General features: G+C 68.7%; 28 protein-coding genes and 1 tRNA gene. 11 read left to right on the top strand and 18 right to left on the bottom strand.

The genetic code is table 11. The features are described from left to right. Positions 1-62: 62 nt before the first annotated feature. Positions 63-824: an enoyl-CoA hydratase gene (locus IOD16_RS34255; protein WP_201437743.1), complete on the bottom strand. Its 762-nt coding sequence runs from the start codon at positions 822-824 to the stop codon at positions 63-65. 10 nt (positions 825-834) lie between these two features. Beyond that, positions 835-1,275, bottom strand: a complete 441-nt coding sequence (locus tag IOD16_RS34250) for an Lrp/AsnC family transcriptional regulator (protein WP_123748282.1) — start codon at positions 1,273-1,275, stop codon at positions 835-837. Between the two features lie 75 nt (positions 1,276-1,350). On the opposite strand from IOD16_RS34250, the gene ddaH reads away from it, so the two are divergent. Further along, a complete protein-coding gene (gene ddaH / locus IOD16_RS34245; RefSeq protein ID WP_201437742.1) occupies positions 1,351-2,229 on the top strand; it encodes a dimethylargininase in 879 nt (292 codons plus the stop codon). Positions 2,230-2,278: 49 nt separating this feature from the next. On the opposite strand, the gene IOD16_RS34240 is transcribed toward ddaH, so the two are convergent. After that, positions 2,279-3,094, bottom strand: a complete 816-nt coding sequence (locus tag IOD16_RS34240) for an SAM-dependent methyltransferase (protein ID WP_236594547.1) — start codon at positions 3,092-3,094, stop codon at positions 2,279-2,281. Between the two features lie 196 nt (positions 3,095-3,290). Further along, entirely contained in the window at positions 3,291-3,860 is a 570-nt protein-coding gene (locus tag IOD16_RS34235) for a TIGR03086 family metal-binding protein (RefSeq protein WP_201437741.1), read from the bottom strand. Between the two features lie 63 nt (positions 3,861-3,923). Between IOD16_RS34235 and IOD16_RS34230 the strand changes: the two genes are divergently transcribed. After that, positions 3,924-4,685 carry a helix-turn-helix domain-containing protein gene (locus IOD16_RS34230; RefSeq protein WP_201437740.1) on the top strand — a complete coding sequence of 254 codons (762 nt, stop codon included), beginning with the start codon at positions 3,924-3,926 and terminating at the stop codon, positions 4,683-4,685. Between the two features lie 101 nt (positions 4,686-4,786). Then, on the top strand, positions 4,787-4,954 hold the full coding sequence (locus IOD16_RS34225; RefSeq protein WP_170185194.1) for a hypothetical protein: 168 nt from the start codon (positions 4,787-4,789) through the stop codon (positions 4,952-4,954). A gap of 21 nt (positions 4,955-4,975) precedes the next feature. On the opposite strand, the gene IOD16_RS34220 is transcribed toward IOD16_RS34225, so the two are convergent. Beyond that, positions 4,976-6,013, bottom strand: coding sequence for a LysR family transcriptional regulator (locus IOD16_RS34220; RefSeq protein WP_123745220.1), 1,038 nt, complete (start codon positions 6,011-6,013; stop codon positions 4,976-4,978). 241 nt (positions 6,014-6,254) lie between these two features. On the opposite strand from IOD16_RS34220, the gene IOD16_RS34215 reads away from it, so the two are divergent. The 4 genes from IOD16_RS34215 to htpX are packed head-to-tail and all read left to right on the top strand — an operon-like array spanning position 6,255 to position 8,610. After that, the gene (locus IOD16_RS34215; protein WP_123745221.1) at positions 6,255-6,674 is read left to right on the top strand and encodes an NADH-quinone oxidoreductase subunit B; all 420 of its coding nucleotides are present in this window, start codon (positions 6,255-6,257) and stop codon (positions 6,672-6,674) included. Then, complete coding sequence (locus tag IOD16_RS34210) at positions 6,671-7,255, top strand: NADH-quinone oxidoreductase subunit C (RefSeq protein WP_123745222.1); 585 nt, start codon at positions 6,671-6,673, stop codon at positions 7,253-7,255. Before IOD16_RS34215 ends, IOD16_RS34210 begins: the two co-directional genes overlap by 4 nt. Beyond that, positions 7,248-7,724, top strand: coding sequence for a 4Fe-4S binding protein (locus tag IOD16_RS34205; protein ID WP_123745223.1), 477 nt, complete (start codon positions 7,248-7,250; stop codon positions 7,722-7,724). Before IOD16_RS34210 ends, IOD16_RS34205 begins: the two co-directional genes overlap by 8 nt. A 19-nt stretch (positions 7,725-7,743) precedes the next feature. Further along, entirely contained in the window at positions 7,744-8,610 is an 867-nt protein-coding gene (gene htpX / locus IOD16_RS34200) for a zinc metalloprotease HtpX (RefSeq protein WP_201437739.1), read from the top strand. 4 nt (positions 8,611-8,614) lie between these two features. Here htpX and rfbA read toward each other — a convergent pair whose 3' ends face one another. Together rfbA and IOD16_RS34190 are read right to left on the bottom strand one after the other, a co-directional pair. Beyond that, positions 8,615-9,487, bottom strand: coding sequence for a glucose-1-phosphate thymidylyltransferase RfbA (rfbA, locus tag IOD16_RS34195; RefSeq protein ID WP_123745225.1), 873 nt, complete (start codon positions 9,485-9,487; stop codon positions 8,615-8,617). Then, positions 9,484-9,975: a YajQ family cyclic di-GMP-binding protein gene (locus tag IOD16_RS34190; RefSeq protein WP_123745226.1), complete on the bottom strand. Its 492-nt coding sequence runs from the start codon at positions 9,973-9,975 to the stop codon at positions 9,484-9,486. Before IOD16_RS34190 ends, rfbA begins: the two co-directional genes overlap by 4 nt. Positions 9,976-10,096: 121 nt before the next feature. On the opposite strand from IOD16_RS34190, the gene IOD16_RS34185 reads away from it, so the two are divergent. Next, positions 10,097-10,177 (top strand) — tRNA-Tyr (locus tag IOD16_RS34185). Between the two features lie 122 nt (positions 10,178-10,299). Here the strand turns inward: IOD16_RS34185 and IOD16_RS34180 are convergent. The 11 genes from IOD16_RS34180 to IOD16_RS34135 all read right to left on the bottom strand — a co-directional run bounded on the left by IOD16_RS34180 (position 10,300) and on the right by IOD16_RS34135 (position 19,005). Next, entirely contained in the window at positions 10,300-11,706 is a 1,407-nt protein-coding gene (locus IOD16_RS34180) for a tyrosine-type recombinase/integrase (RefSeq protein ID WP_201437738.1), read from the bottom strand. Further along, entirely contained in the window at positions 11,703-11,888 is a 186-nt protein-coding gene (locus IOD16_RS34175) for a helix-turn-helix transcriptional regulator (protein WP_123745227.1), read from the bottom strand. The genes IOD16_RS34180 and IOD16_RS34175 overlap by 4 nt, the downstream gene beginning before the upstream one ends. Positions 11,889-11,890: 2 nt before the next feature. Further along, positions 11,891-13,084, bottom strand: a complete 1,194-nt coding sequence (locus IOD16_RS34170; protein WP_201437737.1) for a DUF3631 domain-containing protein — start codon at positions 13,082-13,084, stop codon at positions 11,891-11,893. Between the two features lie 86 nt (positions 13,085-13,170). Next, a complete protein-coding gene (locus IOD16_RS34165) occupies positions 13,171-13,743 on the bottom strand; it encodes a DUF2742 domain-containing protein (protein WP_201437736.1) in 573 nt (190 codons plus the stop codon). A gap of 56 nt (positions 13,744-13,799) precedes the next feature. Beyond that, complete coding sequence (locus tag IOD16_RS34160; RefSeq protein ID WP_201437735.1) at positions 13,800-13,970, bottom strand: hypothetical protein; 171 nt, start codon at positions 13,968-13,970, stop codon at positions 13,800-13,802. Positions 13,971-14,253: 283 nt separating this feature from the next. Beyond that, a complete protein-coding gene (locus tag IOD16_RS34155) occupies positions 14,254-16,419 on the bottom strand; it encodes an FtsK/SpoIIIE domain-containing protein (protein ID WP_201437734.1) in 2,166 nt (721 codons plus the stop codon). Continuing rightward, positions 16,416-17,504 carry a DUF2637 domain-containing protein gene (locus tag IOD16_RS34150; RefSeq protein WP_201437733.1) on the bottom strand — a complete coding sequence of 363 codons (1,089 nt, stop codon included), beginning with the start codon at positions 17,502-17,504 and terminating at the stop codon, positions 16,416-16,418. The genes IOD16_RS34155 and IOD16_RS34150 overlap by 4 nt, the downstream gene beginning before the upstream one ends. Next, on the bottom strand, positions 17,501-17,791 hold the full coding sequence (locus IOD16_RS34145) for a hypothetical protein (protein ID WP_201437732.1): 291 nt from the start codon (positions 17,789-17,791) through the stop codon (positions 17,501-17,503). Before IOD16_RS34145 ends, IOD16_RS34150 begins: the two co-directional genes overlap by 4 nt. Then, positions 17,784-17,918 (bottom strand): hypothetical protein, encoded by a 135-nt coding sequence (locus tag IOD16_RS41145; RefSeq protein ID WP_268957653.1) that lies wholly within the window; start codon positions 17,916-17,918, stop codon positions 17,784-17,786. Before IOD16_RS41145 ends, IOD16_RS34145 begins: the two co-directional genes overlap by 8 nt. 139 nt (positions 17,919-18,057) lie before the next feature. After that, entirely contained in the window at positions 18,058-18,723 is a 666-nt protein-coding gene (locus IOD16_RS34140) for an NUDIX domain-containing protein (protein ID WP_201437731.1), read from the bottom strand. Positions 18,724-18,756: 33 nt separating this feature from the next. Next, positions 18,757-19,005 (bottom strand): hypothetical protein, encoded by a 249-nt coding sequence (locus IOD16_RS34135; protein WP_201437730.1) that lies wholly within the window; start codon positions 19,003-19,005, stop codon positions 18,757-18,759. A gap of 186 nt (positions 19,006-19,191) precedes the next feature. On the opposite strand from IOD16_RS34135, the gene IOD16_RS34130 reads away from it, so the two are divergent. The 3 genes from IOD16_RS34130 (at position 19,192) to IOD16_RS34120 (ending at position 21,644) form a co-directional block, all read left to right on the top strand. After that, entirely contained in the window at positions 19,192-20,040 is an 849-nt protein-coding gene (locus IOD16_RS34130) for a GntR family transcriptional regulator (RefSeq protein ID WP_201437729.1), read from the top strand. A 49-nt stretch (positions 20,041-20,089) separates the two neighbouring features. After that, positions 20,090-21,013, top strand: coding sequence for an NAD(P)-dependent oxidoreductase (locus IOD16_RS34125; RefSeq protein WP_236594546.1), 924 nt, complete (start codon positions 20,090-20,092; stop codon positions 21,011-21,013). Between the two features lie 229 nt (positions 21,014-21,242). After that, positions 21,243-21,644 (top strand): hypothetical protein, encoded by a 402-nt coding sequence (locus IOD16_RS34120; RefSeq protein ID WP_201437728.1) that lies wholly within the window; start codon positions 21,243-21,245, stop codon positions 21,642-21,644. Positions 21,645-22,038: the final 394 nt, after the last annotated feature.

The raw sequence follows: 22,038 nt of genomic DNA, 5'->3' as shown, positions 1-22,038 counted from the left end.
TCGAGTAGTACTGGCCAGTAACTGTTACCCGAAGTTACAGTTGTTCGGGCCGGCTGTCCAGGTCACCCGCGGCCGCTGATCCTGGCCTTCATCGCCGCCAGCCTCGCCTGGAACTGGGGCGTTGCGATCGAGGCCACCTGGGGCGTCAGCTCGGTGTCCACGGCCTCGTCGTGGTCGGCGAGGTTCGCGGTGGTGCGCATGGACGCCTTGATCGTCCGGACCAGTTCGCGCGAAGCTTCGGCCGAAGGGCGCGCGAACCCCACCGCGGCGGCGACCAGCTCGTCGTGCCCGCCGTCGACCCGTGCCCACGCCAGTCCGTGGGATACCGCCGCGTCCGCCGCCAAAACCTGGCCGAACAGGGTCATGGCGGTCGCGGTCTGGGGACCGGCGAGCCGCTGGAGCATCCACGTCATCCCGCCGCCGGGGTGGATGCCCAGCTGGAGGAACCGCGCGTCGAACCTGGCGTCCCCGTTGACCAGCCGCACGTCGCAGGCCAGCGCGAGGTTGAGGCCCGCGCCGACCGCCGCGCCGCCGACCGCCGCGATCGTGGGCACCGTGCAGCGGGCCACCGCGAGGAACCCGGCGTAGATGCGCCGCAGGCCCTCTTCCCGGGCTTCGCCGAGTGCGGTGAGGTCCGCGCCCGCGCAGAAGGCCGGCGGTGTGCCCGTGATCACGACGGCGTGCACGTCGGGGTCGTCCTCGCAGGTCCGGACGGCGGCCACGAGCTGGTCGGAGAGGTCCAGCGTGAGCGCGTTGCGGCGTTCGGGGTCGTGCACGGTGATGACCGCCACGCGGTCGGAGCGTTCCAGGAGCACCTCGGCCATGCGCGCGACTCTAGGGTGCCGGCGGTCGGTCCAGGAGTCGGGACAGCACAACGGTCGAGACGGTCCGGTCGATGATCTCGACGGCGCGCAACCGCTCCAGCGCGGTCTCCAGGTGGTGGATGTCCGCCGCGCGCAGGTGCACGATCGCGTCCGCCGCGCCGGAGACGGTGTAGGCGGCGCGGACCTCGGGCATCGACTCCAGGCGCTGCTGGATGTCGTGCGGCGCGACGTTGCCGCGGCAGTGCACCTCGACGAACGCCTCCGTGCCCCACCCGAGCTGCTCCGGGTCGACCACGGCGGTGAAGCCGCGCAGGACACCCGTGTCGAGCAACTTGTCCACCCGCCGCTTCACCGCGGGGGCGGACAGGCCCACTTCCTTGCCGACGTCGGCGTAGCTCGAACGGGCGTTGGCCATGAGGCGTGAAATGATTCGCTGGTCGATCGTGTCCACACGCAACATAGTGCCCTAGAAGACGCAATATCGCGGCGTTGTTCGAGGGTCAGACGGCAATCTACATTTCGATCCATGACCTCGGTTTCCTTCGCGGGCCCCGGTGACGAGCCGATCGTGCTCGACGTCACCACGCCCGCCGCGCAGGTGCGCGTGCCGACCACCCGTCGGTACCTCATGTGCCCGCCCGCGTACTTCACGGTGGAGTACGCGATCAACCCGTGGATGGACCCCACGCAGCCGATCAGCACGTCGCTGGCGGTGGAGCAGTGGACGGCCCTGAAGGAGACCTACGAGCGCCTGGGGCACCAGGTCGAGACCATCGAGCCCCAGCCGGGGCTGCCCGACATGGTCTTCTCGGCCAACTCGGGCACGGTCATCGACGGCCAGGTCCTCGGCTCCCGCTTCCGGGCGCCCCAACGCGCCGCCGAAGCCGACCACTTCCGCCGCTGGTTCCTCGCCAACGGCTACCGCGACGTCGTCATGCCGGAGCGCACCAACGAGGCCGAGGGCGACTTCACCTGGACCGGCAAGTACCTGCTGGCCGGCACGGGCTTCCGCACCGACCCCCTCGCGCACTCCGAGGCGCAGGAGGCCCTGGGCGTCCCGGTGATCTCCCTGCAGCTCACGGACCCCCGCTACTACCACCTGGACGTCGCGCTGTTCGTGCTGGCGGACGACCTGATCGCCTACTACCCGGACGCCTTCTCGCCGGGCAGCCGCCGAGTCCTGCGCCGCCTGTTCCCGAACGCCATCCTCGCCACCGCCGAGGACGCCGCCTGCCTGGGCTTGAACGCGGTCTCCGACGGCCGCCACGTGATCCTGCCGGTCGAGGCGACGGCGCTGGCGGACCAGGTCGCCCAGCACGGCTTCGAACCGGTCTTCGTGGACATCTCCGAACTGCGCAAGTCCGGCGGCGGCCCGAAGTGCTGCACGATGGAACTGCGGGACTGACCCCGCTGCCGGTCAGCCCGGTGACGAACCGGGCTGACCGACGCGGTGGTCACTCCACCCGGCCCACGGCGGCGTAGCCGAGGTGGTGGGCGGGGCTGCCGGTGGGGATGTCCAGACCCGGGCGGGGACGCCACTCGGGCATCAGGGTCACGCCCGGCTCGACCAGGGCCATGCCGTCGAACAGCGCCCGCACGCCCGCCAGGTCGCGGACGTATAGCTGCTCGATCACGCCCTTGTACGCCTCGACCATGGCGTGCACCTGGACCTTGGTCTCCGGGTCGGCGCGCTCGTCCGTCAGGTGCGAGAGGGCGATGTAGCTGCCCGGCGCGCACAGGTCGCGGTAGGCCTTCATCAGGCCCGTCGGGTCCTCGTGGTCGCCGACGAACACCATCACCCCGGTCATCAGCACGCCCAGGGGCCGGTCCGGGTCGAGCACGCGGCGGACCTCCGGGTGGGCGAACAGGTCGTCCGGCCGCCGCGCGTCGGCGCCGACCATCACCGCGTTCGGGTTGTCGCGCAGGATGCGCTCGCCGAGCGCGACGGCCACCGGCTCGTAGTCCACGTAGACGACCTTGGCCGCCGGGTCGAGCGCGTGCGCCACCTCGTGCGTGTTGCCCGCCGTGGGCAGGCCGGAACCGAGGTCGAGGAACTGGGTGACGCCCTGCTCGACCATGAACGCCACCGAACGGCGCAGGAACCCGCGGTTGAACCGCGCGAGCATCTCCATGCCGGGCAGCACCGACTTGATCACGTCCGCGCGCTCGCGGTCGACCGGCAGGTTGAACGCGCCGCCGAGGTAGTAGTCGTAGATGCGGGAGATGTTGGGTGTCTCGGGATCCAACTGGGCGGTCTCGGGAACGAACACTCGTGCCGTCCTAAGGTGGGATGGGTCCTGTGTCGATCGCTGTCGCCTCCCCGACGAAGAGCACATGGTGCCGCACGTCACGGCAAAGAAGAACGGTTCCGACAATCGCGCCATCGGCATTCCCGATGGCTGCGCGAATTCGTTCGCGCAGCCGCCGGAACCGAACCCCGGCAGGACACGGAATGCGGTGGAAGCGCTACGGGGTGCGACCGGTGAGGCCGAGGACGCGATCGATCAGGGGCGCGTCGGACGGCACCGGCACCTCGGGCCCGTAGAGGCCCATGTCGCGTCCCACCGGCGCGCTCACGACGAGGTCGGCGTGGATGAACGCCAGCAGCTCCTCGTCCCACGACGGCGCCTGACCGGTCGCCCGCGCCAGGTCCCACGTGTGCACGACCGTCTCCCCGAGCACCATCGCGCCGATCACCTCGGCCGGCATCCGCTGCGGCCCGCCGACCGTCGTCGTGCCCGTCCACGCCGACGGCTCGCCCCACGCGACCGCGCGGTCCCGCAGCTGGGCGCCCAGGTCCGCGGCCCAGTCACCCGCGGTGAGGTCGACGTCCGACTCGGCGGCGGCGGGCGGCGGCACGGGCTCGTCGCGCGCGGCGGCGTTGAGCGACGGACCCCAGAACAACAGGTGGTTGACGAGCCCGCGCACGTCGAACCCGGCGCACGGCGTCGGCGCGCCCATCCGGTCCGGCCCGATGTTCCCGACGACCTCCAACGCGGTCGCCACGGCTTTGCCGATCAACTGCTCACGTGACATGCCGCCCACCGTAGGAACGCCCGTCGCGGGTGTATTGAACAAAGGCGACATACGCTCGCGGACGTGACGAGGGACGAGCGCGAGCTGGCGTGGCGGCGCCACCAGAGCCACGAGTTCCACCAGCCCTCGCCCGACCTGGCCGCGCACGTCGCGCGGTACTGGGTGGTGCGGTGGGACTACGACCGGCCGTACCGCCAGCTGGTCGTGCCCTACCCGAACGTGCACCTGACGTTCCACGGGGACGCCGCCGTGGTCGCCGGCGTGTCCAGCGGGCACGTGTCCAAGGAGCTCGACGGCACGGGCCGCGTCTTCGGCGTCGCCTTCCGCCCGGGCGCCTTCCGGCCGTTCCTGGGCGCGCCGGTGCAGTCGCTCACGGACCGGACCGTCCCCGCCGGGACCCTGTTCGACCACCTGCCCGCCCACGCCGACGTCGAGCGCGTGGAGGCCGCGCTGCGCCGCAACCTGCCCGCGCCGGACCCGAGGGCGGCGGAGGCGGTGGAGATCGTCGAGCGGATCGCCCGGGACCCCTTGATGACGCGCGTCGACGTGCTGGCCCGCGAGGCCGGCGGCAGCGTCCGGCAGCTGCAACGCCTGTTCGCCGAGCACGTCGGCGTCGGCCCGAAGTGGGTGATCCGCCGCTACCGCCTGCGCGAGGTGACCGAGCGCATGGAGGCGGGCGGCCGGATCGACTGGGCCGCGCTGGCGGCCGACCTCGGCTACGCCGACCAACCGCACTTCGTCCGCGACTTCACCGCCATGGTCGGCGAGACGCCCACCCGGTACGCCGAGCGCTACGGCGACGCCCTCGCCACCGGCCGGCGCTGAACCCTCCGGCGTCACCCATAGGGCTGATCGCTCTAGCGAACCGACCCCGGTCGGTGCTCCGATCGACGGCACTCGCTGTCGACCAAGGTAGGGAGCGCGCCATGAACGACCTCGACGCCCAGCGTCCGTCGCCCCAACCGCAACAGGAGCAGGAGGAGCCCGTGGAACGGCAGAAGCCCGAGGAGCCGAAGCCCCTCACCGGACTGGAGTGGCTGGTGCGCCAAGCCCAACGGCGCCGTGAGGAACGCCCGGCGGGACCGGCGCGCTAGGACCACCGCCGGACCGCACCGCTAGTCCGACACCTCGCGCTGGAACGCCGCCCACAGCAGGTTCAACGGGTGGTCGGCCGGGAACTTCGCCCGCTCCTCCTTGCGGGCGAAGACCCCGACCAAGCGCTCCAGCTGCGGCTTCCGGTCGTTCGTCAGCTCGACCACCCGCAGGCCCGACCCCTCGCGCAGCTCGTTGTTCGCGGCCACCACGCCGAGGCCCGACGTGACGATCATGCAGCCCTCGACCAGCCCGGACCGCAACAACGACATGCCGTACTGGATCTCGTCGATCTCCGCCGCGATGTCCAGTTCGTTCCGGTAATCCGCTCCGAACCAGCCGCGCAGGAATTCCGCGATCAGCCCGTCACCGGGCACGACCAGCGGCAGCTTCGGCAACTCCCCGGTGCCGACGCTCCCGCCCAGCCTGCTCTCCGGCAGGTTCGTGAGCAGCGCCAACCCGCCGCGCCGCCACTCGATCACGTCGAAGTCCTCGACCCCGCTGTTGCGGCCCGCGTGCGTGACCACGCTGCCGCACACGATGTCGACCTCCTTGGACTCCAGGCTCTTCCAGATGTCCTTGGTGCGGATGTGCACGACCTTCAGCTCCACGTCGCGCCGGCGGAAGTCGTCCGCGACGTGGTGCCACGCCTTGGCCAGCGAGTCGAGCATGAACCGCGTCGTGCCGACGGTGACCGTGGTGCCGAGCTTGCGCCGGCACTCGTGAATCGAATCCAGCCACTCGGTCAAGGTGGTACGTGCCAATTCAACCAACGCCTCGCCGGTCTGCGTGATCAGCACGTCTTTTCCCCGACCCTGCTTGACGACCAGCGGCTCGCCGCACAACGACTTGAAGTTGCGGTTCAGCGTGTCGATCTGCTTCTGCACACTGGACTGCTCGCGCCCGAGGACCCGCGCCGCGCGCAGCGCCGATCGTGTCTCGTACACCGCGATCAGGGTTCTGAGCTGGTCCAACGTGGTGTCCATCAGCAGCGGCGAGGTCTGCAGGAGCCTGCTGAGCTGGTTGCCCGCGGGCAGGAGCAGTTGGGCCGAGGTCGACATGCAGGGCCTCTCGGGTCGGGGCGTGATGTTCTACCGATTAGTTGTACTGAACTTGACCACAGTTCGAGCTGAAATTATCCGTAGATCTTGTCGGATTTCCCTGGACAGGTATACGTGATCCGTAAGAGACTTCTGCCGCAACCAGGTGCTTGTTCACGTGGGAGCAAACAGGGGGGTATTGGGGGGTTGGGGGCCCGCCGGGCGGCAGCCCGACGGGCCCCCACGTATTAACCTCACCCGCGTGACGGTTTCCACCTTGGACTGGGGCACGACGTACCGGGTCACCGTGCTCGACCTCGGCCTGGCCTGCTGCGGCGTCGAGGTGATGGCTGCGCTCGAGGGCCACCGCCCGGAACACCTCGAAGCCCTGGGCGTCGACCCGGTGCACGCGGCGGGCGAGGCACACGTGCTCGTCGTCTCCGGCACGGTCACCGACGTCATGTTGCCCGCGGTGATCGCGACCTACCAGGAGATGCCGGAACCCCGTTACGTGATCTCCGTCGGCGCGTGCAGCAACACCGGCGGGCCGTACTGGGACTCCTACAGCGTCACCAAGGGCATCGACCAGGTGTTGCCGGTGCACGTCGCCGTGCCGGGCTGCCCGCCACGTCCCGAGGCCCTGCTCGACGGCCTCGCCGCGCTGCACCGGATGGTGTCGTGAGCGCCGCGTCGCAGGCCCTGGCCGCCCGCATCCCCGACGCCCAGGTCAAGACGGCGTTCGGCCAGACGACCGCGCACGTGCCGCTGCACGCGTGGTCCGAAGCCGCCCGCCACGCGCGCGACGAGCTGGGCTGCGCGCAGTTCGACTGGCTCGGCGTCGAGGACGCGGGCCGTCCCGGCGCCGTCGGGCAGCGGCACGCCGTGCTGCTGCACGTGCTCGACCCCGACACCAAGGACGGCGTGCTGCTGCGCACCGAGCTGGGCCCGGACGACGTGCTGCCGAGCGTGGCCGCCCAGTGGGCGGGCGCGGCGTGGCACGAGCGGGAGGCCGCGGAGATGTTCGGCATCGCCCTCGCCGAGGGCGAACCGGCCCACCTGCTGCTGCCGGACGGCTTCAGCGGCCACCCGCTGCGCAAGGACTTCGTCCTCGCCTCCCGCGTGGTGCGCCCGTGGCCGGGCAGACTCGAACCGGGCGAGGACGGCACGTCGGCGCCCAGCCGCCGGCGGACCGCGCCACCCGGCGTGCCGGACCCGTCCTGGGGACCGCGCTACGAGCGCTCTGAGGAGGACACCCGTGACTGAGCTGCCGCCGCGCACCCGAGGCGTCATCGCGCTGCTGGAGGCCAACTGCACGGTGTGCATGATCTGCGCCCGCGAGTGCCCCGACTGGTGCATCCACATCGACTCGCACACCGAGGTCGAGCAGCAGCCCGGCTCGGCCCGACCCCGCGCGCGCAACGTGCTCGACCGGTTCGCCATCGACTACGGACAGTGCCTGTACTGCGGCATCTGCGTGGAGGCGTGCCCGTTCGACGCCCTGCACTGGGCGCCGGACTTCTCCTACCCCGGCACGGGCGGCCTCGACGGGGACGGCGCGGTCGCCGAACTCGTCCACGAACGCGACGTGCTGGCCACGTGGGTCACCCGGGTGCCGCCGCCACCGCCGTTGGACGCGGACGCCGAACCCGCCCCCGAGACCACCGCCACACGCCCGGCACGCCCCGGTACCGGAACCACGCGCCGACCGGGCGCGTTGAGGGAGGGGACTTAGCAACAGCCGGAGGCGAAGCGTGCACCAGCACTTCAACGCGTTGAAGACCGCGTTGCTGCTCGCTGTGACGAGCGGGTCGATCGTGGCGATCAGCTCGCTGTTCGGCCGCACCGCCCTGGTCGTGGGCCTGCTGCTGGCGCTGGCCGTGAACGCCTACGCCTACGTCAACTCCGACAAGCTCGCGCTGCGCGCCATGCGCGCCAGGCCGGTGTCCGAGGTGGAGCAGCCCGCGATGTACCGGATCGTGCGCGAGCTGGCCATGGCGGCCCGCCGGCCCATGCCGCGCCTCTACATCAGCCCGACCGTCGCCCCGAACGCCTTCGCGACCGGCCGCAACCCGCGCAACGCCGCCGTCTGCTGCACTACCGGCATCCTCGAGCTGCTCGACGAGCGCGAGCTGCGCGCGGTGCTCGGGCACGAGCTGTCGCACGTCTACAACCGCGATATCCTCATCTCGTGCGTGGCGGGCGCGCTGGCGGGCGCGGTGAGCACGGTGGCGAACCTGGCCGTCTTCGCGAGCGTGTTCGGCGACGACGGCGGCGACGAGGACCGGCCCAACCCGTTCGCGCTGCTGCTCGTCGCCGTGCTCGGCCCGATCGCGGCGATGATCGTGCGGATGGCCGTCAGCCGGTCCCGGGAGTACCAGGCCGACGCGTCGGGCGCGGAGCTGACCGGCGACCCGCTGGCGCTGGCCTCGGCCCTGCGCAAGATCGACCTCGGCACGCGGGCCGCGCCGCTGGCGCCGGAACCGGCCGTGCTCGCCCAGTCGCACCTGATGATCGCGAGCCCGTTCCGGGCGGGGGAGAACCGGGTCAGGCTGTTCTCCACCCACCCGCCGATCGCGGACCGCGTGCGCCGGCTGGAGGAGATGGCCCGCCGCTGCTAGCGGTCTAGCGGGCTTCCAGTGCGACGTTCATCACGTACTGGCCGTAGCCGGACTTGGCCAGCTTCTCGCCCAGCGCGTAGCACTGCTCGGCGCTGATGAACCCCATCCGGAGCGCGATCTCCTCCAGGCACGCGATGCGCACGCCCTGCCGGTGCTCCAGCACCTGCACGAACTGGCCCGCCTCCAGCATCGAGTCGTGCGTGCCGGTGTCCAGCCACGCGAACCCCCGACCGAGGTCGACCAGCTTCGCCCGGCCCTCCCGCAGGTAGGCGAGGTTGACGTCGGTGATCTCCAGCTCGCCGCGCGACGACGGCTCGAGCGACCTGGCGATGTCCACGACACCGTTGTCGTAGATGTACAGGCCGGTGATGGCCTTGTTCGACTTCGGCTGCGCGGGCTTCTCCTCGATGCTGACCAGCCTGCCGTCCGCGTCGACCTCGCCGACCCCGTAGCGCTCCGGGTCCTTCACCGGGTAGCCGAACAGCACGCAGCCGTCGAGGGCCGCGACGTTGTCCTGCAGGACCCGGGAGAAGCCGTGGCCGTAGAAGATGTTGTCGCCGAGCACCAGCGACACGTCGTCGTCGCCGATGAAGTCCGCGCCGATGACGAACGCCTCGGCCAGCCCGTTCGGGTGAGCCTGCTCGGCGTAGGAGATGCTGAGGCCGAACTGCGAGCCGTCACCGAGGAGCCGCCGGAACAGCGGCAGGTCCACCGGGGTCGAGATGAGCAGCACCTCGCGCACGCCCGCCAGCATCAGCACCGAGAGCGGGTAATACACCATCGGCTTGTCGTACACCGGCAGCAACTGCTTCGACACCGCCTGCGTGATGGGGTGCAGCCGCGTCCCGCTGCCGCCCGCGAGGACGATCCCCTTCATCGGTAGTTGGTGAACTGGATGGCGATGCCGAAGTCGGAGCTCTTGAGCAGGGCGATCACGTCTTGCAGGTGGTCCTTCTTCTTGCCGGTGACGCGCAGCTGGTCGCCCTGGATCTGCGCCTGCACGCCCTTGGGGCCCTCGTCGCGGACCTTCTTCGCGATCTCCTTGGCCTTCTCGCTCGAGATGCCCTGGACCAGGTTGCCGGTCACCTTGAACACCTTGCCCGACAGGGCCGGGTCGCCGATCTCGAAGGCCTTCATCGAGATGCCGCGCTTGACCAGCTTCTCCTGGAAGACGTCGATCGCGGCCCGGCAGCGCTCCTCGGTCCCCGACTGGAAGGTGATGGCCTCCTCGCCGGCCCAGGACACCTGCGTCTCCGTGCCGCGGAAGTCGAACCGGGTGCTCAGCTCTTTGGCGGCCTGGTTGAGCGCGTTGTCGACTTCCTGGCGGTCGACCTTGCTCACCACGTCGAACGACGGGTCTGCCACGTGCTCGGTACCTCCGCGTAGGTGGGTCTGGAACCGCCCGGAAGCCTACCGGGGAACCCGGTTGCGCATCCCCCCACGGGCTTATGTATTGTCTCCACCGCACCCGGGAGACCGGGCGCGGGGCGGGTTGCCCGAGCGGCCAATGGGAGCGGACTGTAAATCCGTCGCGAAAGCTACAGAGGTTCGAATCCTCTACCCGCCACAACACAGGGGAAGCCCCCGTGACCAGCAAGTTCGGGTCACGGGGGCTTTCTCGTGCGGTCCGGCTGTGTCCGGCCGGTACCGGCGTTCTACGGGTGGCTGTGCCGAATACGTGCCGAAGTTCTAGGCGACCGTGCCCAGGCCCGCCTGGACGAGCTGACGTGCTCGTTCCTCTCCGCCGTCGAGGCACTTCGCGTAGACCCGCATCAGGACGTTGAGGCTGTGCCCGGCCCACTCGGCGACGCGTGGAGCTTCTACGCCCAGGTTCAGCCACGTCGAGACGCAGGCGTGACGAAGGTCATAGGGCCGCTTGGCGAGCGGAGAGGCCACTACATCGGGAGTGAAGACCGCTTCACGTGCCAGCGCCCACACCCGTCCGTAGGTCGAACTGCCGATCCGTCCGCCTCGTTCGGCGACGAACAGCAGCCCGCCCGGCGCGGTGTCGAACCGGTTGAAGTGCTCGTAGAGCAGCACCGCCAGTTCGGGTGAGAGCGGCACCGTGCGGCCCTCGCCGTCCTCCCGGTGCTTCAACCCCCGTTCCTCGCTGCGTCGGCCGCTGTCGGTCCACTCAGCGCCGATCTCGGGGGCTGCCTTGGCCAGGTGGATGTCACCCCACTGAGTGACCCGCCAGCGGCCCGCCTGGTCGTCCCACTCCCTCGGCGGCATGACCAGGTCACTGCGACGCACCACGGAGGCTTCCTCGGGGCGCAGGGCCGCGAAGTACATCAGCCCGAAGAACGCCACGAGCTTGCCACCGGTCCTCCCGATGCCACCTACGGCGTTGAGCAGCGTCCGGGCCTGGACGGGGTTGGCCACCGACCGCCGGTCGACCTGGTGGGCGACGTTCTTTCGCTTCTTGGTCGTCACCTCCTTCAGCGGGTTCGCGGACAGCAGCTCCTTCTCCACCGCGTAGTTCAGCGCGTTGCCGAGCGTGATCCGGCGGAGCCGGATCGTGTCCGGCGCGGCACGCGTGCCGTCCAGCTTGCGTTCAACGTCGGCCAGCAGCGCCCGAAGCACGTCCGGTTTGGCCAGGTCGGCTACCGGTCGGGTGTTCTGCGACAGCCACGCCAGCGCCGCGGCTACTTCCGCCGGCTGCTGGGCATCGCGGCGGCTGGTGTTGAACGCCGCTCGCATAGCCCTGCGGAGAACAGCACCATCCGGTCTGCTCCGCGTGCCCATGAGCAGCGCCGCGGTGATGGGCGTCAGAGCGTCGGCAATCGTCCGGCGCTGTCCCGGCGACGAGTCGCGCCACTTCATGTCCACGAATGAGCACGCGAACGCGAACCACGATGATGCGGCGTTCGTCTTGCGCATCAGAGACAGCGGAAGGCCGCTCTCCCGGTCGAACGCCTCTCCCTCACGAGCTGCGGTGTTGAGCTTGGATCGGAAGCTCTCCGCGAGAGCGGAGGTCTTGAACGGCTCTTTGAAGCGCTCACCGGCCACCGACCAACGAACCCAGTAGGTCGTGGTCCTGGTGCCCCGGTAGATGTCGGTCTTGTAGAAGCGGACGTCGAAGCTCGTGTCGGTCACGCGGCCACTTCCTGTCCGTCGAACCACGTGTCGATGTCTCGGCGGTCCAGCCGCAACTGACCGTTCGGGAGCTTCCGCACGCGTGGCGCGACACCCTTGGCCAGCCAGTCGTAGAAGGTCGAACGGGCCACCTTGAACTCAGCGCAGAACTCGGCGACCGTCAGCAACTCACGTCGAGCCATGGCTAGTTCTCCCCCTCGTGCACAGCGGGCAGGTACCGCGACCAGGCGTCGGCCAGACCGTTCTCGCCGTTGACCATGTAGCCCTTGGCCGAACCGCCGTTGTGCTTGAACGTCTTCGTCCTCACGCCGTAGGCCCGCATCTCGGCTGACAGCGCGCGGGCGTTCAACGGCTTGCCGTGGAAGTCGGCCCACGGCGATTCGTCCAGCTCGTGAAGCGCCAGCAGGATCTCGACCGTGGTCATCCGGTCGGTGCGGCGCTCGGCGAACAGCGTCCGCAGATCCGAGAGCAACCGGACACCGTCCGACACGGGCACCGCGGTGGCTTCGGCGACGAAGTACCGGCACGCGGCACGCGCGGTCTCCGGCCAGTGCCCACCGGCCGCGTCGGCGATCGCCAGCAGCGGTTCCCAGATTTCCGCCGGTCGGTCGGTGACACCCTCGGGCATCACCGGCGTGGCCGTGCCGACCTGCTCCCCGACGCTGGTCATCCACTCGGCTAGCGCTTCGCGGATCGGTGCCGACTCAATGGCCACCAGCCGTTCACGGAAGGCGTCCACGCGCTCTTCATGACGTCGGCGACGCAGGTTGATCGTGATGGCGCGCGTGGTGATCGTGGCGGGCATTCCGCCGGCGATTCCGGCCAGCGCGGCGGGCGCGTAGACCGCGAACCGCTCCACGACCATGTTGTTGGCATCGCCCTTGCATCTGGCCACCGTGGCGGACCGCTTGTACCCGGCGTTGAGCAGCGCCCGGAGGTCTTCGTTCCCGCTGCCGTTGCGGGTGAAGATCGCGTCGACCTCATCGAACAGGATCGTGATCGGCGCGTTGCTGACCATGCGGAACAGCGCGGCCGGACTCGCCGAGAACGTCATCTCCGGCGACTTGACCAGGTACTGAGCGACCTCCAGAACGCGAGTCTTACCCGATCCGGGTTCGGCGGAGGACAGCACGAGCCGCGGCGTGACGTAGAACTGCTCCACTGCCCAGGTGTGGGCGTACCAGAGCGCCAGCATGGGGGCGCAGTGCTCGTGCGGGAACGCCGAGAAGCGGGCCAGGAACTCCCGGACGTCGTCCAGCACCTTCGCGCCGTCGAGCTGGGGACCGGCGCCCATGGTGGTCTCGGGCGTCAGCAGCCGCAGCCCTGGCCGTTCAGCCTCGCTGTGCTGCGTCACCGTGATGCCGGTGGCGGTGCTCATGCCGACTTCCTCCCTGGCCTGGTGCTCGACGGTCTCCCAGGTGACGAGCGGTGAACCTGGGTCGGTGGAGTGCGGTGCGTGGCCGTTCACGCGGCCACCGCCAACCGCGTGGTGCCGTCGTGACGGGCGCAGCGCACCCACGACGTGTCCGGCAAGCGCGCGGCCAGCTCGTCGGCCAGCGGGTGGACGAACCGGACGAGCGCGGTGCACCCGGTGTGTCCACACGGGAGGTTGCTGACGAGCTTGCGCTTGGCGGACAGGCAGAACGGCTGGTGTCCGACGATGTGCGGGAGTTGGTCCGGCGCGGTGACGACCGCACGGACACGCTCACGGTGGCCGACCTGAGCGTCGGCCCAGTCAGCGGCCACGCGCTGCGCGATGGCGTGCGCCGTGGACTCCTCCAGCCGCGCCAAGGCGGCCAGCACCAGGGCGGCGGGCTTGCGCGGGTCGGAGTCGGCCAGCGCGATCCACTCCGGACTACCGGCCAGCGGGATGAGGCTGTGCGGGCCGGTGAGCGGACGTCGGGGTGCGGCGGCGTAGGCACGGCGCAACAGCGGTTCGGCCCACCGGCGGACGGCGTCGAGGTCGAACCTCGGTGCGCGGTTCCACGGGCGGACGGCGTCCGGGTCGCAGAACGGGCGTCGGGCCTGGGTGCTCATGACCGGTCTCCCTGGCAGGTGTTGGGTCTGGTGGGCGTCGGCGACGTGGTGCGTGGTCACTTGCGCCTCGCCTTGTCCGCGGCCTTGCAGGTCGGGCACCAGGTCAGGTCGGTGAACCAGGTCCAGACGCCTTCGGGCTTCTCGACGCGAAGTCCGCACGCGGTCAGGGCGCTGCCGTCCCACCAGGAGCGCTTCACCTGGAGGTGGATCAGGTTGTCGTCGCTCATGACGACCTCTCTGTCACTGTGTGTGACGATGTGCGGGTGCGCGGGGTCGGCACGAGCACCAGGAGCAGGTGTCGCGTCGGTCGCGCAAAGCGGTGTGGGGTGGAGTTAGCTCACCGGGACGGAGTTAAGTTCGTAACTCGTCGGGACCGGTGGCGTGATCATGGGCTTGAGCTGGAGTTAGTTAGCCGCTCAGCCGGGTTAGGTCCCGCTGGTGAGCCCTGTTCAGGGCCGCTCTGGAGACCTGGGGAGAGGTCTGCGGGACCTAACCCGGTGGCGGTGGTGGCTAGTCCTCGTCGTCCAGGTCGCGCGTGGAACGCTTGGCCAGCGCTTCACGCACTGTGACCGGATCGACCGGGTAGCGGTTGCCGGTCGAGGGCACCTTGACGCCCTGGTCGGCCAGCAGCTCACGCAGTTGCTTGCCGGTGAGCTTGCGGTACGGGGCCCAGTCGGGAGCGAGCTTGGCCAGCAGCGCGGGCACGTCAGCCGCAGGCACGGTGTCGTGGCCCAGCACCTCGGACACGTCCTCCAGCAGGTCGCGTGCAGCCGGCGGCGCGGCACGCTCCGGTGTGCCGACGACCACGGCCGGGTGGACCTTCGTCATGGCGCGCTCGATGACGTCCGTCGCGGCGTCCCACCCGGTGTCGTCGTTGACCTGGATGAAGAACCACTTCAGCACCTCGAACCGCTCGGCGGTCGCGCCGGTGAGGATGGAGGTCCCCCGGTCCTTGCCCGCGCGTAGCTCGGTCGCCCGGATACCGGCCTGGAACGACCCGTCGCCGAGGAACCCGTCGTTGCTGCGCCACGACTTCACCGCGAAGCAAGCGTTGAGCTGCACCAACTCCACGATCTTCGGCGGGATGGCGTCGGCCCGTGACGACTGGGTGTCGAAGGCCAGGATGATGCCGGTCTTGCGAGCACGGCGCAGGGTCTGCACCGCCAGTTCCGCGGCTTCCTCGCCCTGGGCGCTGCCGAACAGCTCGTGGCACTCGCTGAACAGCGCCACGATCGGCCGTAGGTCCGGGTGCTTCTCGGCGAGTCCGCGTGTGACCTTCTTCGCGCCCAACTCGGCAAGCCGCGCCTCACGGCGTCCGACCTCGTCGTACAGCTCCCGCAACGACTCCACCGCCGAGTCCACAACGGACGCGTCGGTGCCGCGCTCGTAGCGGGCCAGACGGGGCCGGTAGGCGTCGAAGTCACCGTTGCCCGCGAACACGAACACCCACAGTTCGGCCAGCGGGTCCAGGGCCGCGCCGAGCATGAGCACACGGGCGGCGTTGGACTTGCCCTGACCCATCATCCCGCCGAACACGACGTTGGACGAGACCAGCGGAGGCTGGACGACGTCACCGCGTTGCGACACACCCAGCGGCACACCGGTGAACACGTCGGCGGTACCGGCGTTGAGCAGGGGATAAGGCGGCGCTGCCTTGGTCGACAGACCGGGGTCGGCCACCCACAGGTCCACGAACCCGGCGCGTTCGGCCGCGTTGGGCCAGACCTCCATCGGGTCGCGGTGCAGGTTGCGCGCCAGCACGTCCCGCTTGTCGCTGATCATGTCCGGGGTCACGCCGAGCGGCAGGGAGAACGTGGCCTGGTAGCCGCGCTGATTCACCCGTACCGGCGGCGTGGCGAACTCGACCGTCCACCCCGACTTGATGGCCTTGTTCAGCGCCGGGATGCCCAGGTGCACCAGGGCCTCACCGATGCCGCCGGGGGTGACCACGCGGTGGGTCTCCTCCCGCTGGGTCGGCGACATGGCCCACGCGGGCACGTCGGCGGCGGACGAACCGGCGCGGTGCGCGGCCAGCAGCCACACCGCCGGCACACCGATGATCGCGGCCTGAACGCCGAGCATGACCACGGTGCCGATGACGTCGCCGGTGGCGGTGACGAAGCCCCACCACTCCGACCAGGTCCAGCCGCCTTCCCACAGGTGCACGGCCACGCCGACCATGAGCAGCACCGCGAACAGCACGATCACGGCCAACAGCACCGTGCGCACCAGCGCCAGCACCGTGCGGGGAGCGCCGGTGATCCGGTCGCGCCGGTCGGCCTTCGCCTGCCGCAACCGGTCCTGCCACTCGGCGATACCGGCCGCGTCGCCCTGCGCCCGTGCCGCCGCGATGCGCTCCCGGTAGTGGGCGTACGTCGCGGCCTGCACCGCGTGCGTCAGCCACTGCTCGTGCCCCCGGTACACCCGGTACCCGGCGCGCAGCGCGGCCTTGCCGAACGTCGTCGCCGCGGCGCGCACCGCGTCGGCGCGCGTCCGCTCGTCGCCCTCGGCGGTCCGCCGGTTGGCCAGCTCGGCTTCCCGCTCGGCGGTCAGCAGCTCACCGGCCACCGCCGTGTCCGTCTCCACGTCCGCAGCGGGCAGCGCGGCGCGGGTGGACTCGGCGCGGCGCAGCGGCACCACGTTGGTCATGTCGTCGGTGGGATTGGGGGCGCTCATGCGGACACCGCTTGACGGGGGTCGTCGTCACCGGGGTCGGTGTCGGTCGGGAACAGCACGCGGTGCACCTCCACCGCGACCGCACCCCGGATGCGCAGGAACTTGCGCACCTGGGTCTGCGACGGACGCGCCGGGAGCTGCTGGGCGTCGATCGCGGCACGGACCTTGGCCGCGTACCCCGCGACCTTGTCCGTGATCTCCGCCGGGGCCGTTTCCGCACTACCGGCCGCGTTCCGGGCGTTCCGCTCGACGGACGGCCGGGGCGCGGGCAGGGCGGTCAGGTACTCGCTGATCTCGGCGGCCAGGTCGTCGCCGAGCACGTCGTCGGAGTCGGGAACGGGCAGACCGGGAACGGTGGCGGGTACCAACCGGGCGCGGCCGAACCGGCGCCGGTAGGCCACCAGGCCGGGACGGTGCACGAGCGTGGCAGTGCCGTCCGAAGCCAGCTCGGCCACCGCCTGGTCCAGCGCCGCGCGGCGCACCGCCAGCACCCGACGAGCGGCCTGCCGTTCGAGCCGCTGGGCGTCCCGCTCGGCGCGGCTCCGGCGCTTGCCGGCAGGGGACGCGGTGACGAGCTGGTGGACGACGACGCCACCGACCGACACCAGCGCCATGACGATGCCGTGCGCGACGGTCGAGCCGTGCACGTAGTTCAGGACGGCGGCCACCGCGGCGAACACCCACGTGCCCAGGTGCAGCCACCCGGTCGACCGGCCCGCGCGCTGGGCCATCGGCACGGCGAATGCGAACGTCCACATCGCGCCCTCGGAGAACAGCGGCAGCAGCGTCCCGACCGGCCCGAACACTTCCTGGCCGTAGGCGGCCATCGCGGTCCACGCCAGCACCGCCGGGACCACGATGACGGGCACGAACAGCAGGTCCAGGGTGTGGGCGCGCAGCCAACCGGTCAACGCCGCCCGCAGCTCGGCGCGACGGGCGCGAGCCGCATCGGTCTGCGCCTGCTTCAACCGGGCCTCGGCCTCCCGGTCGGTGCGACGCTGCTCGAACAACAGCGCCTGGTCGGCACGCCGCTGCTCGGCGGCCACCACCTTGTCGGCGCGACGGTTCTCAGCCCACGTGCTCATCGGGACACCCCCGCGTGAGACAAGCGGGTCATGCGCACGGACCGCGTCCCGACGTCCTTGGAGCGAGCTACCAGGCGAGAAAGCACCAGGACCGTGACCAGCGCGGGCACCCCGAGGGCGAGCACCGCAGCGGCCGGGTCGTCGGTTTGGGTGATCAGCGCCCACTGACCGACGCTGATCAGCCCGGCGGTCGCGACGAGCCTCCACAGTGCGATTACCGCGACCAGCGCCAGCAGCGCGGCCAACAGCAGCAGGGGAGCCGGGACGGTGGCAATGAGGTCACTCATCGTCGGCCACCCCCGCACGCTGCCGCTCGGTGAGGCGGAACGAGTCCCGCAGGTAGGCCGGGGCCTGGTCCCAGGGCCGGTCGGGGTGCTGGGCGCTGTAGGCGGCGCGGGCGGCGGGTTCGACCACCGATACCCCTGTTGCCGGGTTGTGTGTTGCCGTCGTGCTCGACATGCTCTTGGTCTCCTGACCCGCCCTCTGGGCGGTGTTGGGTGGACCGGACCGGCGGCGTCTTCTTCGCGGGAGTGGGCCGCCGGTTCGGGCGAAGTCAGTGCTTGAGGTAGGCCGTGCGGTTGCCGGGGTGGCTGAACAGCCCCCACTGGCCGATCAGGGCGGCGTCGGGGCTGCCCACGCACTCGGCGGCGAAGTGCATGACCTCCGCGTCGTCGGTACCGGCGGGGCTGTCGATGCGCCACCAGGTCGGCGAGAACTCCGGGTGGTCGCGGGTGACCACGTCGCCGGACTCCAGGCGGTTGGTCATCTTCATGACGTTGCCGAAGCGCAGGGTGATGCCCAGCCGTGCCAGGGCGTCGATGACGATGCGGTCGTGGTCGAACGCCAGCGCCTCCAGGTCGGCAACGACCTCGGAGAGCGGAACCCAACGGGCAGCGCGGGCGTCGTCGGCGGCGTGCGGCGTCGGCAGGTGGTCCAGGACCGACATGTAGGCCCAGGACACGTAGCGGCCACGCGGGTCGCGCCCCGCCGTGCCGTACACGCCGACCAGTTCGGCACCTGCGGGCATCGTCAGGCCGGTCTCTTCCACCAGCTCCCGCGCGGCGGCGTCGGCGAAGTCCTCGTCACCGTCCACGTGGCCACCCGGAAGCGCCCACTTGCCCGCGTACGGGTCCCAGCCGCGCTCGATCATCAGCAGGAACAAGCGGTCGTCGTGCTTGGCGAACAGGACGGCGTCGGAGGTCAGACGGATCGTGCTCATGGCTGCGTGCTCGCTTTCGTTGTTGGTGAGGGGTTAGGCAGCGGACGCGGCGGAGTCGTTCTCGAACACCGGGCCGTAGATGCGCAGAACACGCACGATGCCGCCGAGCTTGCGTTCGACGGTCCGCCGGTCGCGTTGGTGGCGGGCCGTGCCGTCCAGCAGCGCCGTCGTGGCGGTGGGCAGCTCGGTCAGCTCATCGGCGACGGCTGCGATCAGGGCGTCGATCGAGTCTTCCGTCAGCCCGTCCGGGCTGAACCGGTACTCGTCCTCTTCGAGGTACATCGCACTTCCTTCCGTGTGGTCGTCGCCACAGTGGCGGCGAGAGCAAGCTAACAGTTGAATGGTCAGCGGGTCAACTGTTAGGTAGCAACTCTCCGCAAATATGCGTTCTACCTGCGGTGATGCTGGTCAGCGCCCTGTTAGGTCACTGGTATGCTGAGGTTCCACATCGAGTGGACCGGAGGTGGCATGTCCAGCCAGAACCCACGTGTGTCGCGTGGCGAGTCCCTGCACCAGCAGGTGGCACGGAACATCCGGAACCAGATAGCGGCCGGCCTGCTGCGAGACGGTCAGCCGCTGCCGTCCACGCGCGAGCTGGCCCAGCAGTGGGATGTCAGCGTCTTCACGATCAACGAAGCCATGAAGCTTCTCGCCAGCGAAAACGTCATCACTAGCAAGCCGCGGGCAGGACGAGTCGTCAACGCGCCGGACCAGGCCGCGCACGCCGAGGTGCGGACGACCGCTCCGCACGTGCTGCTCGTCGGTGGGTACGCGGGGAGCGGCAAGACCGAGCTGGGGCGCGTGCTGGCACGTGAGACCGGGTGGCCGATGCTCGACAAGGACACGCTCACGCGTCCGGTCGTTGAAGCGGCTCTTGAAATCCTCGGGTGCTCTCCGCACGATCGGGAGTCGGCGGAGTACCTGTCCCGCATCCGGCCGCGTGAGTACGAAGCGCTCATCAACGCATTGACGGAGAACGTCCAGTGCGGCAACAGCGCCATCGTGACAGCGCCGTTCATCAAGGAGTTCAAAGACCTCGCTTGGTTGAACCGCATCGAAGCGACCTGTCGTGAGGTGGGCGCGAAGGTGTCCGTTGTGTGGGTCTACTGCGATGCTGACACCATGCACACCTACATCCGGCATCGTGGAGCAGCACGCGATGCGGCCAAGTTGAGCAACTGGACGGAGTACTTGGCGGCGATCGACGTGGAGTTCCGTCCGCCGGTCGGACACTCTGTTATCGACAACAGCGCGTCGGGTGCGCCGCTACAGGATCAAGCGCGTGAGTTGGTTAAAACCTTGGTCGGCAGTGCTTAACTCGAAGTAGCTTACTCAGATAGACCAACGCGCTGTAGTGGGAGAGCCGATGCGAGTGCTCATCAGTAACGAACCTGATGACGAAGTGGGCGTGGAGAAGCTGTCGAGCCTGGACGGCATCGAGGTGCATACTTATGACCCGAACGTCTCCGAGTTGACGGATGAGCAGCGCAAGTCCGAAATTCTGATCCCGCCGTACCGGGGCAGCCATCGTCCGATCCCGCTGCTCGAACAGTTGACGAACTTGCGTATGGTCCAACTCCTATCAGCAGGGGTAGACGAATGGGCTAATCATGTGTCGGCGCATGTGACTCTCTCAAGTGCCCGTGGTGCTCACGCTGGTCCGGTGTCTGAGTGGGTTCTCTCGGCAATCCTTACGCAGTTGCGTCAGTGGCCAATGCTCGTGAGATTCCAAGACGTGGGGGAGTGGGCACACCGCCGGTTCCAGGCGGACACGCTCGACGGCAAACGCGTCCTTATTGTGGGTGCTGGACATATCGGCCTTGCGGTGGCTAAGCGTCTCACAGCGTTCAACGCGACATCAACCCTGGTGGCGAGCGCTGCCCGTGAGGGCGTTCACGCACCCTCCGAACTCCCAAGCCTCATCAAAGGGCACGATATAGTCGTCATCACCGCGCCGCTTACCGCTGCGACGCGCGGACTGGTGAACGGTGCCTTTCTGTCAGCGATGGATGATGGCTCCTTGTTGGTGAACGTCGCGCGCGGCCAAATCGTGGAGACCGACGCCTTGGTCGCCGAGCTTCGAAACGGCAGACTGTGCGCTGCCCTAGACGTCACAGATCCGGAGCCGCTGCCGACAGGTCATCCATTGTGGACCTTTCCAGGGCTAATCATTAGCCCTCACTCCGCGCGTACAGTTCCCGGCGCCAATAGTCTGTGCTACTCGGTCGCTGTGGAGCAGATCCGGACCTTGGCGGCTGGTGGGGTACCTTCTAATGCCGTGACACGATGATGCTAGCGCAGGAACCGAAAATTGAGATTTTGCAATACCGTACTGTTATGGTGATCAAACTACTGTCACCCGCGCCCTAGGTGTTGTGAACTGCGGTGACACGTTCACCAAATAGGCCCTGTGAACTCACCAAGATGGAGTAATTTAATACAACTATTCGGCGGAACGATAACTTTATTTCCACTTTTTGGTGATTGACCGGCTCGGTGTGGTGCGGTAAGAGATCGCCATGAGCCCTGATGAGCAGCCTGACCTAAGTGATCGGCAAATTGACCCGTACAAGCAGCATCTTGCGGAACTTGACGAACGAATTGATAAGGTGATCAGTCGTCGTGATCGGACCACGCTGCATGGGGAAGAATGGCAGAATTTTCAGAATGAGATCGATGCTCTATCGAAGGAGTTGATTAACTATGAAAAAAGTATCCCAGAGATGCGCATCGCGGCGCAACGCAAGCGTAGTAGTTACAGGAAATCCGGGGTTCTGCTCTGTTGTCTCACCTTTGCTGCATCTGTTGCCGTTTTGGCTGAATGGTTTCTGCCGGTAACCCTTCCGTTGGCCGTAGTGCTTGGTCTTGCTGGTTATAGTATGTTCAAAAAAGCTTCGGAAAGTAAAGCGCGCGGGCTTTGAGTTCGTGACCACGACGCTCTTGAGTTCGTCTATAGTTCACCGCCTTTATTGTCGCGCCTAACGCTTTAATGACTAAACCATTAAGGTGAGGCGAAATTGACTACTAGGCGACAGTGAATGCCGCCGAACTGGTTCGATTGGTGACATGCTGAAGGGTGTGACTCACGGCTGTATCGAGTGTCGGTAACTTCGGTAACTTCAGTAACCGTGCAGGTCAGCGGGGTGTATACAAGCAACTGATCGGGATCGGGTTACCGATCGAACGGTAGCCAAGCGGATGAGAGGCTCGATGTGAGCCGGGCTGATCCAAGGAGTGGTAGATGTTGGTCTGCGGATCTACCGCCCGGTGTCCTCATGGCTTGTTGGACCCTGTGGAGCCCGCTGCGTGATGTGG

The organism is Saccharothrix sp. 6-C (assembly GCF_016695385.1).
GTDB classification, from domain to species: Bacteria; Actinomycetota; Actinomycetes; order Mycobacteriales; family Pseudonocardiaceae; genus Actinosynnema; species Actinosynnema texasense.
Note: the sequence above shows the minus strand (reverse complement) of the source record. Positions and strands in the feature narration are given on the sequence as shown.

Excerpts from the sequence above, each read along its gene's own strand:
- IOD16_RS34255 (WP_201437743.1), bottom strand. The coding sequence starts at position 824 with ATGGCCGAGGTGCTCCTGGAACGCTCCGACCGCGTGGCGGTCATCACC.
- ddaH (WP_201437742.1), top strand. The coding sequence starts at position 1,351 with ATGACCTCGGTTTCCTTCGCGGGCCCCGGTGACGAGCCGATCGTGCTC.
- IOD16_RS34235 (WP_201437741.1), bottom strand. The coding sequence starts at position 3,860 with ATGTCACGTGAGCAGTTGATCGGCAAAGCCGTGGCGACCGCGTTGGAG.
- IOD16_RS34225 (WP_170185194.1), top strand. The coding sequence starts at position 4,787 with ATGAACGACCTCGACGCCCAGCGTCCGTCGCCCCAACCGCAACAGGAG.
- IOD16_RS34220 (WP_123745220.1), bottom strand. The coding sequence starts at position 6,013 with ATGTCGACCTCGGCCCAACTGCTCCTGCCCGCGGGCAACCAGCTCAGC.
- rfbA (WP_123745225.1), bottom strand. The coding sequence starts at position 9,487 with ATGAAGGGGATCGTCCTCGCGGGCGGCAGCGGGACGCGGCTGCACCCC.
- IOD16_RS34175 (WP_123745227.1), bottom strand. The coding sequence starts at position 11,888 with ATGGCTCGACGTGAGTTGCTGACGGTCGCCGAGTTCTGCGCTGAGTTC.
- IOD16_RS34170 (WP_201437737.1), bottom strand. The coding sequence starts at position 13,084 with ATGAGCACCGCCACCGGCATCACGGTGACGCAGCACAGCGAGGCTGAA.
- IOD16_RS34165 (WP_201437736.1), bottom strand. The coding sequence starts at position 13,743 with ATGAGCACCCAGGCCCGACGCCCGTTCTGCGACCCGGACGCCGTCCGC.
- IOD16_RS34160 (WP_201437735.1), bottom strand. The coding sequence starts at position 13,970 with ATGAGCGACGACAACCTGATCCACCTCCAGGTGAAGCGCTCCTGGTGG.
- IOD16_RS34155 (WP_201437734.1), bottom strand. The coding sequence starts at position 16,419 with ATGAGCGCCCCCAATCCCACCGACGACATGACCAACGTGGTGCCGCTG.
- IOD16_RS34150 (WP_201437733.1), bottom strand. The coding sequence starts at position 17,504 with ATGAGCACGTGGGCTGAGAACCGTCGCGCCGACAAGGTGGTGGCCGCC.
- IOD16_RS34145 (WP_201437732.1), bottom strand. The coding sequence starts at position 17,791 with ATGAGTGACCTCATTGCCACCGTCCCGGCTCCCCTGCTGCTGTTGGCC.
- IOD16_RS34140 (WP_201437731.1), bottom strand. The coding sequence starts at position 18,723 with ATGAGCACGATCCGTCTGACCTCCGACGCCGTCCTGTTCGCCAAGCAC.
- IOD16_RS34135 (WP_201437730.1), bottom strand. The coding sequence starts at position 19,005 with ATGTACCTCGAAGAGGACGAGTACCGGTTCAGCCCGGACGGGCTGACG.
- IOD16_RS34130 (WP_201437729.1), top strand. The coding sequence starts at position 19,192 with ATGTCCAGCCAGAACCCACGTGTGTCGCGTGGCGAGTCCCTGCACCAG.
- IOD16_RS34125 (WP_236594546.1), top strand. The coding sequence starts at position 20,090 with ATGCGAGTGCTCATCAGTAACGAACCTGATGACGAAGTGGGCGTGGAG.
- IOD16_RS34120 (WP_201437728.1), top strand. The coding sequence starts at position 21,243 with ATGAGCCCTGATGAGCAGCCTGACCTAAGTGATCGGCAAATTGACCCG.